Consider the following 16,040-nt stretch of genomic DNA (forward strand, 5'->3'; position numbering starts at 1 on the left):
CATGCCCCGCTCGTTTCTGGCCCAGGCCCGCAAGGTCGATGAGGCGACCCCGGACTCCCGCAGCCGCGAGGTCGACTTCCTGCGCGCCGCGGCGATCACCGTCGTCGTCCTCGGCCACTGGACGATCATCGCCGTCAGCGCCACTGGCGGCATCGAACCACACGGACTGCTCGACCAGGCCAGATGGACGCACCCTCTGACCTGGGTGTTCCAGGTGATGCCGATCTTCTTCCTCGTCGGCGGCTATTCCAACGCACTGTCCTGGCGTTCGGCCAGGCGGCGACAGACCGGCTACGCCGAATGGCTGCGGGCGCGCCTGCGCCGCCTCGGGCTTCCGCTCATCCCGCTGCTGCTCGTCTGGCTGGCCGCCTGCGTCATCGCCCTGGCCGCCGGCGCCGAACCCGCCTCCGTCCAGCTGGCCTCCCAGATGGCACTCGTGCCGACCTGGTTCCTCGCGGCCTATCTGCTCGTCGTCATCGTCGCGCCGCCGTGCCTGATCCTGTGGGAGAGATGGGGCTGGTGGTCGATCATCGCGGGCATTGGCTTGGCCGGCATCATCGACTTCATCAGCATCGTCACCGAGAGCACGCTCGCCGGCTATCCGAACTACCTGCTCGTCTGGGCGAGCTTCCATCAGTTCGGCTATGCGTGGCTCGACGGCCGACTCTCCAGCATCAGACGCTGCCTGCTGCTCTTCGTCATCGGCGCCGTCGGGCTCGGGCTCCTCGTCGGCTTCGGCCCTTATCCGATGTCGATGATCACCGCAGGTACCGACACGATCTCGAATTCCGCCCCGACCCGTGTGACCATGGCCTTCCTCGGCATGGCCCAGGCCGGAATCGTGCTCATGCTCCAGCGCCCACTGGCGACACTTCTGCGCAGCCCCGGACTGTGGTTCCTCACGGTGCTCGTCAACCAGCGCATCATGACCTGGTTCCTCTGGCATCTGACCGCACTGACTGTCCTGGCCAACGTCCTCATCGGCCTCGAGGCCGATGCCCTGCTGCCGACTCCGCTGACCGGAATCTGGTGGCTCACCCGTCCGCTGTGGGCACTGGTTCTGCTGGCGATCACCGGGGTGCTCGTGGCGATCTTCGGCCGGTTCGAAACTCCGTCCCCCGACGACCGTCCCGCCCCTCCCATCTGGATGCCGATCGCCGCTTCAGTGGCCATCTGCGCGGGCCTGGCCATCATGGCCGACACCGGAATGGTCAACGACAGGGGCGTGACCTGGATCTGGCCGGTGCTGCCGCTCATCGGCATGGTTGCCTTCGGTGTCGTCCGCCTGCCCGATCGGCGAACCGCCAAGAGCTGACCCTCGCCGAGGCGGCCGGACCGTCACGCTGAAACGTTGCCGCGTCGGACGCGGAGATACGGAATGACAACGGCCCGACGTCCCCGCGGGGACGTCGGGCCGTTTCTCACGGTGATCGGGTGATCCACCTCGGCAAAGGTGCGACGGGGACGTCGGGCCGCCTCGGCGAGGTTCTGCCTGGTCAGATGTTGCGGCCGCCGGAGATCTCGGTGACGGTGCCGGTGAGGTAGCTCGACAGCCCGGAGGCGAGGAACAGCACGACCGAGGCGACTTCCTCGGGTTCGCCGGGACGGCCGAGCGGGATCTCGGCGAGCTTCGAATCGATCGCGTGCTGGGGCATGGCCGCGGTCATGGCGGTGTTGATGAAGCCGGGCTGGATCGCGTTGATGCGAATGTTCTTGAATGCGACCTCCTTGGCCACGGCCTTCGTCATGCCGACGATGCCCGCCTTGGCCGCGGAGTAGTTCGACTGACCGGGGTTGCCGACCTTGCCGCTGATCGAGGACACGTTGATGATCGATCCGCCGCGGTCCTGCTCGCGCATGAGCGCGGTGGCGACCTTGAGGCCGTTCCACGTGCCGCGCAGATGCACGGAGATGACGTCGTCGAACTGCTGCTCGGTCATCTTCCGGATCGTCGCGTCGCGGGTGATGCCGGCGTTGTTGACCCAGATGTCGATGCCGCCGAATGCGGTCGTGCCCGCCTCGGCGAGCTTTTCGACGGCCTCGAGGTCGGACACGTTGCACACCGCGCCCGTGGCGACGCCGTCGCCGCCGAGTTCGGCCACAGCAGCCTGCAGACTCTCTTCATTCATATCGGCGAGGACGACCTTCGCGCCGGAGTCGACGAGGCTGCGCGCCATCGCCAGGCCGAGGCCCTGTCCGCCGCCGGTGACGACGGCGACCTTGCCGCTCAGAAGGCCGGGGATGGCGGTGACTCCGCCGAGTTCGTTGATGGTGATGTCGGAGTTCGCGGGTGTGGATTCAGTCATGGGATGCCTTTCGTGCGGTGATGATCAGATGGGGCCGGACCTCGCCGAGGCGGCCCGCCGTTGTGATGATGCGTGGAGGATGCTGCCGCCGGGATCAGAGGTTGAACTGCGGTTTGTGTGCACCCTTGAGCAGCTGCTTGGCGACGACGACGCGCTGGACCTCGGAGGTGCCTTCGTAGATGCGGAAGAGGCGGGCGTGGCGGTAGAAGCGTTCGACCGCTGACTCGCGCATGTAGCCCATTCCACCCTGGATCTGCACGCCCTTGTCGGCGATGCGGGCGAGTGCTTCGGAGGCGAAGAGCTTCGCCGAGGAGGGGCCGAGCTTGCGATCGGTCTCGGCGTCCCAGCGCTGTGCGGCCGAGAGGACGAGGGCCTTGGCGGCGGCGACGTCGGTGTAGATATCGGCGAGCATCGCCTGGACGAGCTGGAATCGGGCGATCGGTTCCCCGCCCTGCTTCGCCTCGGCGGCGAAGCGCACGGATTCGTCGAGGATGCGGATCGACTGACCGACGCAGATCGCGGCGATGTGCAGGCGACCCTTGTTGAGTGAGGCCATCGCGGCGTAGAAGCCCTTCTCCTCCTCACCGCCGATGAGGTTGGCGGCAGGCACGCGCACGTCGTCGAAGAAGATCTCCGAGGTCCAGGCGCCGGCCTGACCCATCTTGTGATCGTGCGGGCCGACGGTCACGCCTTCGGACTTCGTGGGCACGAGGAAGACGGAAATGCCCTTGGACCCCGTGGCATTCGGGTCGGTGCGGGCGAAGACCATGAGGACGTCGGAGGACTCGGCGTTGGTGATGAACCGCTTGGAGCCGTTGATGATGTAGTCATCGCCGTCGCGGGTGGCCTTCGTCCGCAGGCCCGAGGGGTCGGAACCGGCCTCGGATTCGGTGAGGGCGAAGGAGGCGACGACCTCTCCGGAGGTCAGACGGGGCAGCCATTCGGACTTCTGCTCATCGGTGCCGTAGTTGACGAGCACCTGTCCGGCGATGCCGTTGTTCGTGCCGAACAGGGACCGGAACGACGGGGTGGTGTAGCCGAGTTCCATGGCGAGCAGTGCGTCCTGTTCGGCATTGAGGCCGAGGCCGCCGTACTCCTCAGGCAGGGCCCAGCCGAAGAGTCCCATTTCTGCGGATTCCTTGATGATCGCCTCGGGGAAGGCGTCCTCGTCCTCGACCTGGGTCTCGAGGGGGACGACCTTCTCGCGGACGAATTCTCGGACGGCAGTGAGGATGTCGTCGAGTTCTGAGTTGTCCATTGCTGTGTCTCCTTCGTCTGTGGTGGTCGGTTCAGAGGCTGTCGAGCCAGGCGCGGACCTGATCGGAGTCGGCTCCGAGTTCTGGGGGAGCGAGGTCGTAGGAGACCTGCGACTTCGACAGGGTGATCGGGTTGCGGACGGTCGGGATGATGCGGTCGCCGCTGCCGGTGTCCACGACCGGTTCCAAACCGAGGCTCTTGGCGTGTTCGACGCCTTCGGCGATCGTGTTGATCGGGGCGCAGGGCAGGCCCGCGGCCGAGAGTTTGTCGAACCAAACTTGCGCGGTGTGAGCCTGGAGGGCCTCGAGAAGTTCGGGCTCAAGGGAGTCGCGGTTGGCGTTGCGGTTCTTCGCCTGGGCGAATCGTTCGTCGGCGCACCAATCGGGGCGTCCGACCACCTCGGCGAGGATCCGGAATTGGCCGTCATTGGCCGCGGCGATGATGATCTCACCGGACTTCGCGGCCATCGGCTGGTAGGGGTAGAGGCTCGGGTGGGCGTTGCCCATCCGCGTCGGATTCACCCCTGCGGCCGCGTAGGCACCGGACTGATTGGCCAGGCCGGACATCGCCGAGGACATGAGGTTGGTTTCGACGAGCTGGCCCTCGCCGGTGAGCGTGCGGTGCTGGATCGCGGCGAGGACGCCGATCGTCGTGTGCAGACCGGTCATCACGTCGAAGACGGCGACACCGGCGCGGTACGGCGAGCCGTCGGGGCTGCCGGTGACCGACATGAAACCGGACAGCGCCTGCATGAGGAGGTCGTATCCGGGCAGCGGGTTCTGCGGCCCGAACCCGGTCACCGAAGCATAGATGACCGTCGGGTTGGCAGCGGAGACGCTGTCGTAGTCGAGTCCGTACTTCGCCAGCCCGCCCGGTTTGAAGTTCTCGACGACGATATCGGCTTCGGCCGCGAGCTTCTGTGCGGTGGCGAGGTCATCGGGGTCGGTGAAGTCGAGGACGATGTCGTATTTGTTGCGGTTGATCGACAGATAGTAGGTGGCATCCTCGTTGCGCACCGGTGGTGCCCAGTGTCGGGTGTCATCGCCTTTGGGGCCTTCGACCTTGATGACGGTGGCGCCGAGGTCGGCGAGCATCATCGTCGAGTACGGTCCGGCCAGCACGCGGGAGAAGTCGACGACGATCTGTCCCGACAAGGGACCCGAGCCGGCGCGGGGGAGGAACTCCTCGAGGCGGTCGTGGGCAGGCGACCGATGGTCGTCATGCTCGGAGCCGCTGTCGTGGTGCTCAGAAGTGGTCGACTGCTTCATCGTCGAATGTCTTCCTCTCGTCGGGCCGGCGGCGCTGCTGTGTGCTGTCGAGCTCGGCATTCTGGGCCCGTGCTTGAGCAGCGGGCGCGTGGTCCGTCCCACTATATAACAGGATCAGCAATAATGTACATGGATTATTATCGGAACAGGTATTGGCTGGGATGTCGGTCGGGGCAACGGCAGAGGCTCCAGCGCGGATTCGGAAAAGGAGCAGTCGATGGAGATTCAGCAGGTCAAAGCGTTCCTCGCAGTCGCCGAAGAGCTGCACTTCGGTCGTGCGGCTGAACGGCTCGGAATGCTGCAGCCGCCGCTCAGCCGCACGATCCGCGCGCTCGAGGACCACCTCGGCGTCGATCTGTTCCGACGCACGACCCGCAATGTGGCGCTGACCGCGGCGGGAGAGGCGCTGGTGGAGCCGGCGCGGAAGATGATCGAGTACCGAACCTTGGCCGCCGAGGCGGTGCGCCGGGCCGCCGATGGGCAGACCGGACACATCGAATTCGGATTCGCCCACTCGTCATCGCGCAGACTGGCCGCGGCGCTCGTGACTGCATCCACCGCGCACAGGCCGGGGGTCAGCTTCGGGCTCCACTCCGATGTCTACGCCGAGGAGGGGATCACCCGCCTCGTCGACGGCTCGCTCGACCTCGCGCTTGTGAGGTGGGCGAAGCGGCCACCCGGGGTCACAGGTCGGCCGGTGATGGTCGAGCGTCTCTCGGCAGCCCTGCCGGTGGGTCATCGTCTGGCGGGACGCGCCTCGGTGCGGGTGGACGAGCTTGCCGACGAGGATTTCATCGCTCTGCCCGAGCATCCTTCCTCGACGTTGCGGGAGGCGACGCTGCGGCTGTGCCACGAGGCGGGATTCGCACCGCGCGTAGTCCAGAGCGCGCCGGATTCGCAGACGATCGGAGCCCTGGTCGCGGCCGGACTCGGCATCTCGATAACCTTCGACTCGGTGTCCGCCGCCACCCGTGAGGTCGGCACCGTGGCCGTGCCCCTCGATATCCCCGAGGAGCCCACGAAGCTCTACCTCGCCCACCGCGCCGACCACGGCAAGGCCTCCGTGGAAGCGGTGCTCACCCTCGCCGAGGAGGTCCTGCCGACCGTTGGATGATGGCGGTGGCGGGCCGGTTCACAGCTGCTCGTTCCAGGTGTCGAGGCGGTGGCGGAGATCCTCGGCGGTCATGTCGGTGAGGCCGATCCCGTGGTAGTTCGGCAGCCAGGTCTCGACACGATCTTGGGCACGTGCCGCGGCTTGGACGTCCCATGCGCGGATGTCATGGATGCGGCGGCCGAGGAGTCGTTCGTACTCGTCGAGAAAGTCGGCGGCCGCCTCGGGGGAACCGAGCAGCACGAGATCCTGACGGCACCAAGCGAGATCGACTCCGCGAGGTCCACGGCTCGCGCCCGACCAGTCGACGACTCCGGTCAGGCGCCCGCCCGTCCACAAGGCATTGCCTGCCCAGAAATCCGTGTGCGTGAGGACTTCTTCGTCGCGGTCGAGGTTCGCCCACTCCCGCTGGGCGCGAATCGCGATGGCAGAGTCTCCTGACGGCGGGGACTGCGGAGTCGGAGGCAGACCGGTGTCGTCGAGTTCGTGGATGCGGATCAGGGCTGCCGCCATTTCTCGAGCGATGGTGGTCAGCGGTGTCGCCGGATCCGGTGGTGAGCCCGGGACACGGGTCGTGACGATGACCGGATCGTTGGTGTCGGCATTGTGGGCGATGAGGCGGGGGACGAGATCACCGAGCGGGCTCAGCCGGTCCAGCACCTCGGCTTCCCTGATCGCCGCATCATGGCCGGCGGGGAATGCGCGGACGACGAGTTCCGCGTTTCCGTCGCGGGCCGCCATGGTCAGCGCGTGCTGACCGCCGGCAAGGGTCTCTTTGTAGCTCAGCTCTCGGCCGATCAGGGCCGAAGCTGTCGCGAGTGCGCGGGATCGGCGGCTTCGCTCGGCCGTTCGGAGCTGTCTCTTCAGCCCTTCGACATAGCGCCTGGCCATCAACTCCTGGGCCGCCACGGTCACCGGAGCGCCCAGGCGCAGGAGGGGATGTGCTGGGACGGAATCGGCGCTGATGGTCACGCCGAGGCGGCCGTCAGCGCCGATGGATACGAGGAAGGTCTCCTCGCCGCTCTCGAGGTGGCCCGGCAGGGTGCGATAGGTGAATCCGGCGCGATCCTTCTCATCGAACACCCGTGTGACGACGCACGAACCCACGGGCACGAGCAGATCGCGACCGCGCGGCCGCCTCGGCGGGGCGGGCCATGCGGGATTGAGTCCCAGGTCGACGATCTGACCTTCGGATACGCGACGGCTCGGACGGACCACCACGCCGGCGAGTTCCTGCAGCGTCCAGGAGAAGATCGCTTCTCGGGCGAGCGGGAACTGGTCGCCCGAGCCGAGGTCGAGATGGAACTCGAGATGATTCATGACTCCATTCTCGTTCAGTTCTCTCGTTCGATGGCCGTAGTCCTTGTCATCTTCGAACGGCTGTGCCTACGATGAGAACTGATCGCTGAACGAACGCTCGCTTCAGGGCAATTCGCCAGGTCAGCGCCGAATGACCATGTCACAGCACGAACACTGGAGTTCATCTATGTCAGACAGCACCTCATCCGCTCAGCCCGCAGCTGCCTCGGCGGCTCCGAAATCCGGTCGTCGTTTCGAAGGCCAGGTCGCTGTCATCACCGGCGCCAGCCGTGGCATCGGTCTCGGAATCGCTCGGCGGCTGAACGCGGAGGGCGCCACCGTCGTCCTCACCGCGCGCAAGCCCGAAGCGCTGGGTGAGGCGGTCGCGGAGTTCCCCGAAGGCACGGCGCTCGCCATTGCCGGCAAGGCCGACGACCCGGCTCACAGGGCAGAGGTGTTCGACACGGTTGCTGAGAAGTTCGGTCGCCTCGATGTGCTCGTGGCCAACGCCGGAATCAACCCGGTCTACGGCCCGCTCGTCGATATGGAGCTCGATGCCGCGCGGAAGATCTTCGACGTCAACGTCCTCGGCACGCTGGCCTGGGTGCAGGACGCCGTCCACCATGAGGGCCTGAACTTCCGTGAGAACAAGGGCCGCGTCGTCACCCTGTCGTCGGTCGCCGGGCAGATCCCGAGCGAAGGCATCGGCTTCTACGGCATTTCGAAGGCGGCGGTCTCACATCTGACGAAGACGCTTGCCGTGGAGCTCGGACCCGACATCCGCGTCAACGCCGTCGCTCCGGCAGTAGTCAAAACGAAGTTCGCCACCGCGCTCTACGAAGGCAGGGAAGAGGAGGTCGCCTCCGCGTACCCGGTCAAGCGCCTCGGCACTCCCGAGGACATTGCCGGTGCCGTCGCCTATCTGGCCTCGGACGACGCCGACTGGATCACCGCTCAGGTGCTCACCGCCGATGGGGGAGTCGTCACCGCCGGCGGCAGCGCCTGAAACTGAGGCGCATTGTTGGGTCGATCCACGGTGTTTCAGGCGTGGAAACCACCGTGGATCGACCCAACAATCCAATGGGGGCAGGGTTCGCGGAACGTTTCGCGAGCAGCCTGCCGCTATTTCGCGGGCAGCTTGTGGCCAGGCGACCGTTACTTCGCCGGGTCGCCAGGCACCACCGTTACTTCATCGGGAGGCCGGCGGCGTGCGCGCAGATCTCGCCGTAGCGTTCGGCCACACCGGCCGGGTCGAGTTCGCCGCCGGCCCGGTACCACTGCGAGACGCCCGTGCAGATCGTCGTGATCGCTCGTGAGGCGTCCCGCGGGAACTCCGTGGTGAAGCTGCCGTCGGCAACGCACTCCTCGACCACCTCGTCGAGGAGTTTCTGCTGCCGGTCACGAGCGGCGATATGAGCATACCGGTGCTGATCTTTCAGCGCTCGGATCTCGCTGAATGCGATGAAGGCGAGATCGGACTGGTGCGCGTGGAAGAGCAGCAGGCATTCGATGAGTCGGTCGAAGCGTGCGGTCGGCTCCTGCCCGCCGTCGGCGAGTGCCGCGACGCTGCGCTGCCACAGATCCTCCATCGCCAGACGGTCGATCTCGGCGAGGATCGCATGCTTCGACGCGAAATGGTGATAGAGGCCGGGCACTGACAGTCCGGCCGCGCCGGCCAGCTGCCGGATGCTCGTGCCGTGGAAGCCGCCCGTGACGAAGCTGTCGAGAGCGGCCTGGAGGATCGGCGAGAGCAGCGGGGCGTCGTAGTCCCGCCAATCGATCATGGGTGCATTGCTCACGAGTTGTCCCTGCCTGCTCCATCTCACTGTCTTCTCATCCCTAATCTACGGCCATTCGTGCCCCGCGGTTTCATTCGACCCCCGAAGCGTTCCTCCATCTCTGAGTTCGATCGCTTTTCTGCCCGAACGGTTGACAGTCAGGCCCGGCCGCCCTTGCGCCCGGTCATCGTGTGACCTACGATACAGAACTAACCGAGCGAGCGCTCGGTCGGCCGAAGCGGAGATGCTCCGGTTCCGACACGATGAGGGGCGACAGTCAGATGGCAGCCGACAGAACTTCCACCACCACGCAGCATGTGTGGACGCGGCTCTACCCTGCCGGAGTCGGTGAGACGCCGGAGATCCACGACGCATCCACGGCCCATGCGTGGAACGCCCGTGTCGAGGCGGCCCCAAGTCAGATTGCCGTGACCTACCGTGGCCGCAGGTTCACCGCCGCCGACATCGACCGTGAAGCCGAGGCGCTCGCCGCCGGGTTCCTCTCCCGCGGCCTGCAGAAGTCGAATATCGTCGGCATCTACCTCCAGAACGTCCCGCAGTTCGCCGTGGCACTGCTTGCGGCCTGGAAGATCGGCGTCGTCCCCCTCGTCCTCAACCCCATGTACCGCGGTCGCGAACTGCGCGCGCTCATCGACGACTCGGCCGCCTCGGCGCTCATCTGCGACGAAGCAGACCTCGGCCAGGTTCGTGAGACCCTCACCGGCGGCTCCCTGACCTGGGTGCTCATCACCGATGACGACGAATACGATCGGGACCCCTCCGACCTCACCGGCGACGCCCAGACCGCAGCTGTCCGTGAGTCAGAAACCACTCCCGCCGAGGCGACCCCCGCCGAGTCCGGGATCGCCGTTTATTCGTGGGGTCCCTTCCTCGCCTCCAAGCGCACCGACGCGCCCGATCACCGCACCGAACTGCTGCCGGGCCTCGACGACGCCGCCCTGCTCACCTACACATCGGGCACGACCGGGCCGGCCAAAGGCGCCGTCGGCACCCACCGCAATGTTCTCGCCGTGGCCCGGTCGTACGGAGATTGGCTGAACCTCGACGAAGGCGACGTCATGCTCGCCATCGCCCCGCTCTTCCACATCACCGGAGCCGTCGCCTGCGCGGCGACCTCGCTGATCTTCCCGATCACGCTCGACTTCATCGGCCGCGTGAACGCGGACAAGATCGTCGCCGCCATCCGTGATGACAAGGTCACCGTGACCATCGGCTCGATCACCGTCTACAACGCACTGCTCGAACACGAGTCCGCCACAGCCGAGGACCTGCAGAGCATTCGCTACCTCTATTCCGGTGGAGCCCCCGTGCCGCCGGCCACGGTCGAGCGTTTCCGGAACCGGTTCGGCCACTACATCCACAACATCTACGGGATGACCGAAACCGCCTCCGCGGTCATCGGAGTCCCGCCGAACACGGAGGCGCCCGTCGACCCGGCCACGGACACCCTGGCCATCGGCGTGCCGTTCCCCGGACTCGAAGCCCGCATCGTCGACATCGCCGACGGGACCGTCATCACCGATTCCAGCGCCGGCGAACTCGAGTTGCGCGGGCCTCAGATCACGCCCGGCTACCTCGGCAAGCCCGAAGCCAACGAGGCGGCCTTCGACGAGGGCTGGTTGCGCACCGGCGATGTCGGAGTCATGGACGCAGCCGGCTGGATCTATCTCGTCGATCGGATCAAGGACCAGATCAACGCCTCCGGCTACAAGGTGTGGCCGCGCGAGGTCGAAGACGTCCTCTATGAACACCCGGCCGTGCTCGAAGCCGCCGTCGTCGGCCAGCCCGACGACTACCGCGGCGAGACCGTCGTCGCCTACGTCTCCCTGCGCACCGGCCAAGACGTCAGCGCCGAGGAGCTCATCGCCTTCGCGAAAGAACGCCTCGCAGCGTACAAGTACCCGCGCACCGTCCACGTCATGTCAGACCTGCCGAAGACGCATACCGGAAAGATCCAACGCAGGCTGCTGCGAGACTCCGGAAGAGAAGCAGCGTCAGATAGATAGGCACCACTGACCGGCAACCATTCAAGACAGGAGAGACATTGAGTGAATCAACGATCGGACGCCGTTTCGAAGGGCAGGTCGCCCTCGTGACGGGATCGAGTCGCGGCATCGGACTCGGCATCGCCAAGCGGCTGCAAGTCGAAGGGGCGACCGTCGTCCTCACCGCCCGCAAGCCCGAACCGCTTGCCGAGACTGTCGCAGAATTCCCCGACGGCACCGTGATCGGCATCGCGGGAAAGGCCGATGACTCGGCTCACCGGGCCGAGGTGTTCGACACGATCGCCGAGAAGTTCGGCCGCCTCGACGTCCTCGTCACGAACGTCGGCATCAACCCGGTCTACGGTGACACTATCGACATCGAGCTCGATGCCGCCCGCAAGATCCTCGAGGTCAACGTTCTCGGCACTCTGGCCTGGATCCAGGGGGCCGTCCATCACGAGGGACTGAAGTTCCGGGAGAACAAGGGTCGGATCCTGTCCATCTCCTCGGTCGCCGGCCAGAATCCGAGCAAGGGCATCGGCCTCTACGGCGTCTCGAAGGCCGCCGTGGCCCACCTCGTGAAGACCCTTGCCGTCGAACTCGGACCCGATATCCGCGTCAACGGAATTGCCCCTGCCGTCGTCAAGACCCGCTTCGCCACCGCGCTATACGAAGGCAGAGAAGCCGAAGTCACCGCCGCCTATCCGGCCGGCCGGCTCGGCACTCCCGAGGACATCGGCGCAGCTGCGGCCTACCTCACGTCGTCCGACTCCGACTGGATCACCGCCCAGATCCTCACCGCCGACGGCGGACTCATCACAGCAGGAGGCACAGCATGAGCCACATTCCAGCAGACGTCGAAGAGCTGCGCCAGCGCACCCGCACCTTCATCCGCGACGTCGTCATACCCGCCGAACCTCATCCCGGGGACTACCTCGACGAAGGGGTTCTGACCGACCTCAAGGCCAAAGCCAAGGAGGCCGGAGTCTTCGCTCCACACGTGCCTGCCGAGTGGGGCGGCCAGGGCGTGCCGATCGAGTTCTGGTCCCCGGTGTTCCAGGAGGCAGGCTACTCGCCGATCGGGCCCGCCGTGCTCAATTGCATGGCACCCGATGAGGGCAATATGCACATGCTCGCCCAGATCGCCACGCAGGAGCAGAAGGAGCGGTTCCTCGCCCCGCTGGCCGCCGGCGACGTCCGCTCCTCCTTCGCCATGACCGAACCACATCCAGGCACCGGCTCCGACCCATCGGCGCTGGCGACCCGCGCGGTCAAGGACGGTGACGAGTGGGTCATCACCGGTGACAAGCGCTTCATCTCCGGAGCTGAGCTGTGCAGCTTCTTCGTCGTCATGGCCGCCACCGACGCCGAGGAGTCGGCCGCTGCGACCGAGGGCTCGGGTTCCGCGCAGGCGAAGATGGGCCAGGCGGCCACGATGTTCCTCGTGCCAAAGGACACCCCGGGTGTCAGCGTAGGGCGGCCGATCCACACCGTCGATCGCACGATCGCCGGCGGCCATCCCTACGTCCACTTCGACGATGTTCGTGTCCCCACCTCGGCGATCCTCGGCGAACCCGGCAAGGGATTCGCCTACGCCCAGGTTCGCCTGGCACCCGCCCGCCTCACGCACTGCATGCGGTGGCTGGGACTGGCCCGCCGGGCGCTGGACACGGCTCTCGACCGTGCCGAACATCGCGAGGCATTCGGCGACGTCCTCGCACGTCAGGGCCTCGCGCAGGAGCTCATCGCGCAGTCGGTCATCGACATCGAAACCTCTGACGCGATGATCACGAAGACCTCCGAAGTGCTCGCCACCGATGCGAAGGAAGCGAACTCCAGATCTTCGATCGCGAAGGTCTACTGCTCCGAAGCCGTCTACCGTGTCATCGATCGGGCCATCCAGCTCACCGGCGGAGACGGCGTCTCCGACCAGCTGCCACTCGTCCAGTACCTCAACGACGTCCGTCCGTTCCGCATCTACGACGGCGCCACCGAGACGCACAAGTTCGCGATCTCCCGTCGTGCCTCATCGAAGCGGCGCAAGGAAGTCGCCGCGGGAGCTCCCCGCCTCGACATCGTGAGGGAGGCGCGTTGACCGAGAAGCTCATCGACGTCGTCGACACCGCGGCCGAGGCGCAGGCACTGTCCGTACCGCCGTTGCTCATCGTCGACGTCCTCACCGACTACCTCGACACGCATGGCCTCGGGTCCGGTCCCGTCCGCTGGGATCGCATCGGCGAGGGCCAGTCGAACGTCACCTTCCGGATCCGGCGTGATGACCTCGATGTGGTGCTGCGCCGCGGACCGCGCCCGCCGATCCCGAAATCGACTCACGACATGGTCCGGGAGGCGAAGATCCAGAAGGTCCTCGGCGCTCAGGGAGTGGCCGTGCCCACGATCCTCCACGTCTGCGAGGACGAATCGGTCCTCGGCGTGCCGTTCTACATCATGGATTTCGTGCCGGGCACCGTCGTCACCGACACACTGCCCGATTTCCTCGCCGAGGCGGCCGACCGTCGAGCTCTCAGCGAAGCCCTCGTCGACCGCCTCGTCGACCTCCACTCGGTCGACGTCGCAGTTCCCGAGGTGGCCGCGCTCGGTCGTCCGGACGGGTACCTGGAGCGCCAGGTGAAGTTGTTCGCCTCCCTCTGGGGGAAGAACACTCAGCGGTCGCTGCCCCAGGTCAGCCGCCTCGGTGAGTGGTTGGCTGCGAGCATTCCGGCCACTCAGCGGCACGCGGTCGTCCATGGCGACTACCGTGCCGGCAACGCGATGATCGCGTCCTCGACGCCGGTCGAGGTCGCAGCGATCCTCGACTGGGAGATGTCGACCCTCGGCGATCCGCTCGCCGACCTCGGCTACTTCCTCGTCACCTACACCGACCGCGAGAATCCGCGCACGGTCATGGACCTCACCCCGGTCACTGCGGGGGAGGGGTTCCTCACCCGTTCCGACCTCGCCGAGCGCTACCAGCAGAAGACGGGCCTGGACCTGTCCGTATTGCCTTGGTACGAGGCCTTCGCGCTGTGGAAGGCCGCGATCTTCAGCGAAGCCATCTACACCAGATGGCTCAACGGAGAGGCGCCGTCGGCCGGTAACTTCACCGGCAGCCTCGAGACCGGGGTCCCCGAACTCATCGCAGCCGCCGAAGCCGTCGCCTCCACCGTCGTGTGACGGCGAGCGAGATAGGAGTATCCGCACCACCGAACACCACCACAGAGATATACAGCATCACCACCTCCAATGAAGCAGTGGAAAGGAAGCCATGACCGATACGATCGCAGAGACAAAGGTGCCTCTGCAGCTGAAACGGCGATCCGTCGTCGCGAGCACCATCGGCAATATCCTCGAATGGTACGAGTGGAGCGCCTACGCGGTGTTCACGCCCTTCATCGCCGCCGCGATGTTCAACAGCGAGGACACAGTCTCCTCCGTCCTCGCGACCCTCGGCGTCTTCGCCGTCGGGTTCCTCATGAGACCCCTGGGCGGCATCGTGTTCGGGAAGATCGCCGATGTGAAGGGGCGCAAGTTCGTTCTCATCGTCACGATGCTCATCATGGCAGGCGGTTCGTTCCTCATCGCCGTGCTGCCGACCTATGGTCAGATCGGCGTCTTCGCCTCACTCATCCTCCTTCTCATCCGAGTGGCACAGGGCTTCGCCCACGGAGGGGAGTCGGCAACGGCGAACTCCTATATCGCTGAGATCGCTCCGGCCCACAAGCGCGGTTTCTGGGGCTCAATCGTCTTCGTCGCCATCTTCGGCGGTTCGGTCGTCGCTTACACGATTGGGGGCGTGATCACGAACGTCTTCTCCGAGGCGGCAGTTTCCGACTGGGCATGGAGGATTCCGTTCGCGCTCGGCGGTCTGCTCGCGCTCGTCGCGCTGTGGATGCGGCGCGGAATGGTCGAAAGCGATGTCTTCGAAGCCGATGAAGCGGAAGAAGTTGTCGACCCGACCCCGCTGGATCGCGGCCGCGTGGCCCGTGCGATCGTCCTCGTCGTGCTCATGACCTCCGGTATCACCGCGGCTCACTACACCTGGACGTCGTACGCGTCGACCTTGGCGATCACCGAGCGCGGTATGGATGCGCAGACCGCTTACTGGGCGACCGTCGGTGCGCAGATCATCGCACTCGCGTCGCTGCCCTTCTGGGGATTCCTCTCCGACCGGATCGGTCGTCGGCCGGTGCTCATCGGCTTCGGAGTGCTCATGGCGATCCTGCAGTATCCGCTCATGGGCATGATCACGGACACCGGCTGGACGTTGTTCGTTGCGTCGACGCTGGCACTGCTCGTGGTCTCGATGGCAGGAGCCTTGTTGTCGGCAGTCCTGTCCGAGGCCTTCCCGACGAAGGTCCGCACCCAGGGAATCGGCTTCGCCTACTCGGTCTCTGTGGCTGTGTTCGGCGGAACGGCACCATATCTCAATGGACTGTTCAACTCGCTCGACCTCAGCTGGCTCTCCAGCGGCTGGGTGGTCCTGCTCTGCTTGGCAACGATCGTCGCCGTGGTCAAGCTGCCCGAGACTAAGGGCAAGGACCTCAACGCGATCTGAACATCGCGGCGGGACCGCAGCGCCGCCTCGGCGAATCTAGGTCGCTATCGGATACTTCTGAGCAAGGAAAGTATCCGATAGCGACCTATTTCTGCATTGGAGTCACAGACGAGCTGCCGTGGGGAGCTGGTCCTCGCGGCGGTTGGAAGAGTGGCCACAGCGAGGGGGCCAGCAGGGGGTTTGTCGGGGGTGATTTCATTCACTAGAATCGGAGGCGCAGTCTCAGCCGGGGGCTTCAGAGGCCCAACTGGTTCTGCACATAACTTCATACGCCGCTAAGACAAGACGTGGGAGAGCTGCCGCAGTCGGGCCGAATCGAGCCGGGCTTCCGAGCAGCGCCGTAGGTGCAATTCCCTCCCCGGGAAACTCTCAGGCCCAGTACCACCGATTGCAGGCATATCTGAAGGACGCGAGTTCGCCGCACACGTGCGGTGCGACCACACATCCGACAGATCGGGGA

At 65.9% G+C, this 16,040-nt stretch carries 13 protein-coding genes and 1 riboswitch; of the genes, 8 read left to right on the forward strand and 5 right to left on the reverse strand.

Going from position 1 to position 16,040, the window contains the following annotated elements; all coding sequences use genetic code 11:
• Position 1: 1 nt before the first annotated feature.
• Positions 2 to 1,315 carry an acyltransferase family protein gene (locus ACOZ9V_RS02420; RefSeq protein WP_434593273.1) on the forward strand — a complete coding sequence of 438 codons (1,314 nt, stop codon included), beginning with the start codon at positions 2 to 4 and terminating at the stop codon, positions 1,313 to 1,315.
• Positions 1,316 to 1,496: 181 nt separating this feature from the next.
• Here ACOZ9V_RS02420 and fabG read toward each other — a convergent pair whose 3' ends face one another.
• The 3 genes from fabG to ACOZ9V_RS02435 all read right to left on the reverse strand — a co-directional run bounded on the left by fabG (position 1,497) and on the right by ACOZ9V_RS02435 (position 4,831).
• Positions 1,497 to 2,306, reverse strand: coding sequence for a 3-oxoacyl-ACP reductase FabG (gene fabG, locus ACOZ9V_RS02425; protein WP_434593276.1), 810 nt, complete (start codon positions 2,304 to 2,306; stop codon positions 1,497 to 1,499).
• Between the two features lie 94 nt (positions 2,307 to 2,400).
• Positions 2,401 to 3,564: an acyl-CoA dehydrogenase family protein gene (locus tag ACOZ9V_RS02430; RefSeq protein ID WP_434593279.1), complete on the reverse strand. Its 1,164-nt coding sequence runs from the start codon at positions 3,562 to 3,564 to the stop codon at positions 2,401 to 2,403.
• Positions 3,565 to 3,595: 31 nt separating this feature from the next.
• A complete protein-coding gene (locus ACOZ9V_RS02435) occupies positions 3,596 to 4,831 on the reverse strand; it encodes a CaiB/BaiF CoA transferase family protein (protein ID WP_434593282.1) in 1,236 nt (411 codons plus the stop codon).
• Between the two features lie 217 nt (positions 4,832 to 5,048).
• Between ACOZ9V_RS02435 and ACOZ9V_RS02440 the strand changes: the two genes are divergently transcribed.
• Positions 5,049 to 5,945 (forward strand): LysR substrate-binding domain-containing protein, encoded by an 897-nt coding sequence (locus ACOZ9V_RS02440; protein WP_434593284.1) that lies wholly within the window; start codon positions 5,049 to 5,051, stop codon positions 5,943 to 5,945.
• Between the two features lie 18 nt (positions 5,946 to 5,963).
• Here the strand turns inward: ACOZ9V_RS02440 and ACOZ9V_RS02445 are convergent, their stop codons facing one another.
• Positions 5,964 to 7,262 carry a DUF1990 family protein gene (locus ACOZ9V_RS02445; RefSeq protein ID WP_434593287.1) on the reverse strand — a complete coding sequence of 433 codons (1,299 nt, stop codon included), beginning with the start codon at positions 7,260 to 7,262 and terminating at the stop codon, positions 5,964 to 5,966.
• Between the two features lie 166 nt (positions 7,263 to 7,428).
• Here ACOZ9V_RS02445 and ACOZ9V_RS02450 point away from each other — a divergent pair, with 166 nt between their 5' ends.
• Positions 7,429 to 8,247, forward strand: coding sequence for an SDR family oxidoreductase (locus tag ACOZ9V_RS02450; protein ID WP_181271245.1), 819 nt, complete (start codon positions 7,429 to 7,431; stop codon positions 8,245 to 8,247).
• Positions 8,248 to 8,425: 178 nt separating this feature from the next.
• On the opposite strand, the gene ACOZ9V_RS02455 is transcribed toward ACOZ9V_RS02450, so the two are convergent.
• Complete coding sequence (locus ACOZ9V_RS02455) at positions 8,426 to 9,040, reverse strand: TetR/AcrR family transcriptional regulator (RefSeq protein ID WP_229664039.1); 615 nt, start codon at positions 9,038 to 9,040, stop codon at positions 8,426 to 8,428.
• A gap of 260 nt (positions 9,041 to 9,300) precedes the next feature.
• Between ACOZ9V_RS02455 and ACOZ9V_RS02460 the strand changes: the two genes are divergently transcribed.
• The 5 genes from ACOZ9V_RS02460 to ACOZ9V_RS02480 all read left to right on the forward strand — a co-directional run bounded on the left by ACOZ9V_RS02460 (position 9,301) and on the right by ACOZ9V_RS02480 (position 15,580).
• Positions 9,301 to 11,046: a class I adenylate-forming enzyme family protein gene (locus ACOZ9V_RS02460; RefSeq protein WP_181271244.1), complete on the forward strand. Its 1,746-nt coding sequence runs from the start codon at positions 9,301 to 9,303 to the stop codon at positions 11,044 to 11,046.
• Between the two features lie 38 nt (positions 11,047 to 11,084).
• Positions 11,085 to 11,864, forward strand: a complete 780-nt coding sequence (locus ACOZ9V_RS02465; protein WP_219729055.1) for an SDR family oxidoreductase — start codon at positions 11,085 to 11,087, stop codon at positions 11,862 to 11,864.
• Positions 11,861 to 13,120 carry an acyl-CoA dehydrogenase family protein gene (locus tag ACOZ9V_RS02470; protein ID WP_139906777.1) on the forward strand — a complete coding sequence of 420 codons (1,260 nt, stop codon included), beginning with the start codon at positions 11,861 to 11,863 and terminating at the stop codon, positions 13,118 to 13,120. Before ACOZ9V_RS02465 ends, ACOZ9V_RS02470 begins: the two co-directional genes overlap by 4 nt.
• A complete protein-coding gene (locus ACOZ9V_RS02475; RefSeq protein ID WP_172172384.1) occupies positions 13,117 to 14,199 on the forward strand; it encodes a phosphotransferase family protein in 1,083 nt (360 codons plus the stop codon). Before ACOZ9V_RS02470 ends, ACOZ9V_RS02475 begins: the two co-directional genes overlap by 4 nt.
• Before the next feature lie 91 nt (positions 14,200 to 14,290).
• Positions 14,291 to 15,580, forward strand: coding sequence for an MFS transporter (locus ACOZ9V_RS02480; RefSeq protein ID WP_139470402.1), 1,290 nt, complete (start codon positions 14,291 to 14,293; stop codon positions 15,578 to 15,580).
• 278 nt (positions 15,581 to 15,858) lie between these two features.
• A riboswitch (glycine riboswitch) is annotated at positions 15,859 to 15,974 on the forward strand.
• Positions 15,975 to 16,040 lie beyond the last annotated feature (66 nt).

It is taken from the genome of Brevibacterium sp. 1718 (genome assembly GCF_051131255.1).
GTDB classification, from domain to species: domain Bacteria; phylum Actinomycetota; class Actinomycetes; order Actinomycetales; family Brevibacteriaceae; genus Brevibacterium; species Brevibacterium sediminis.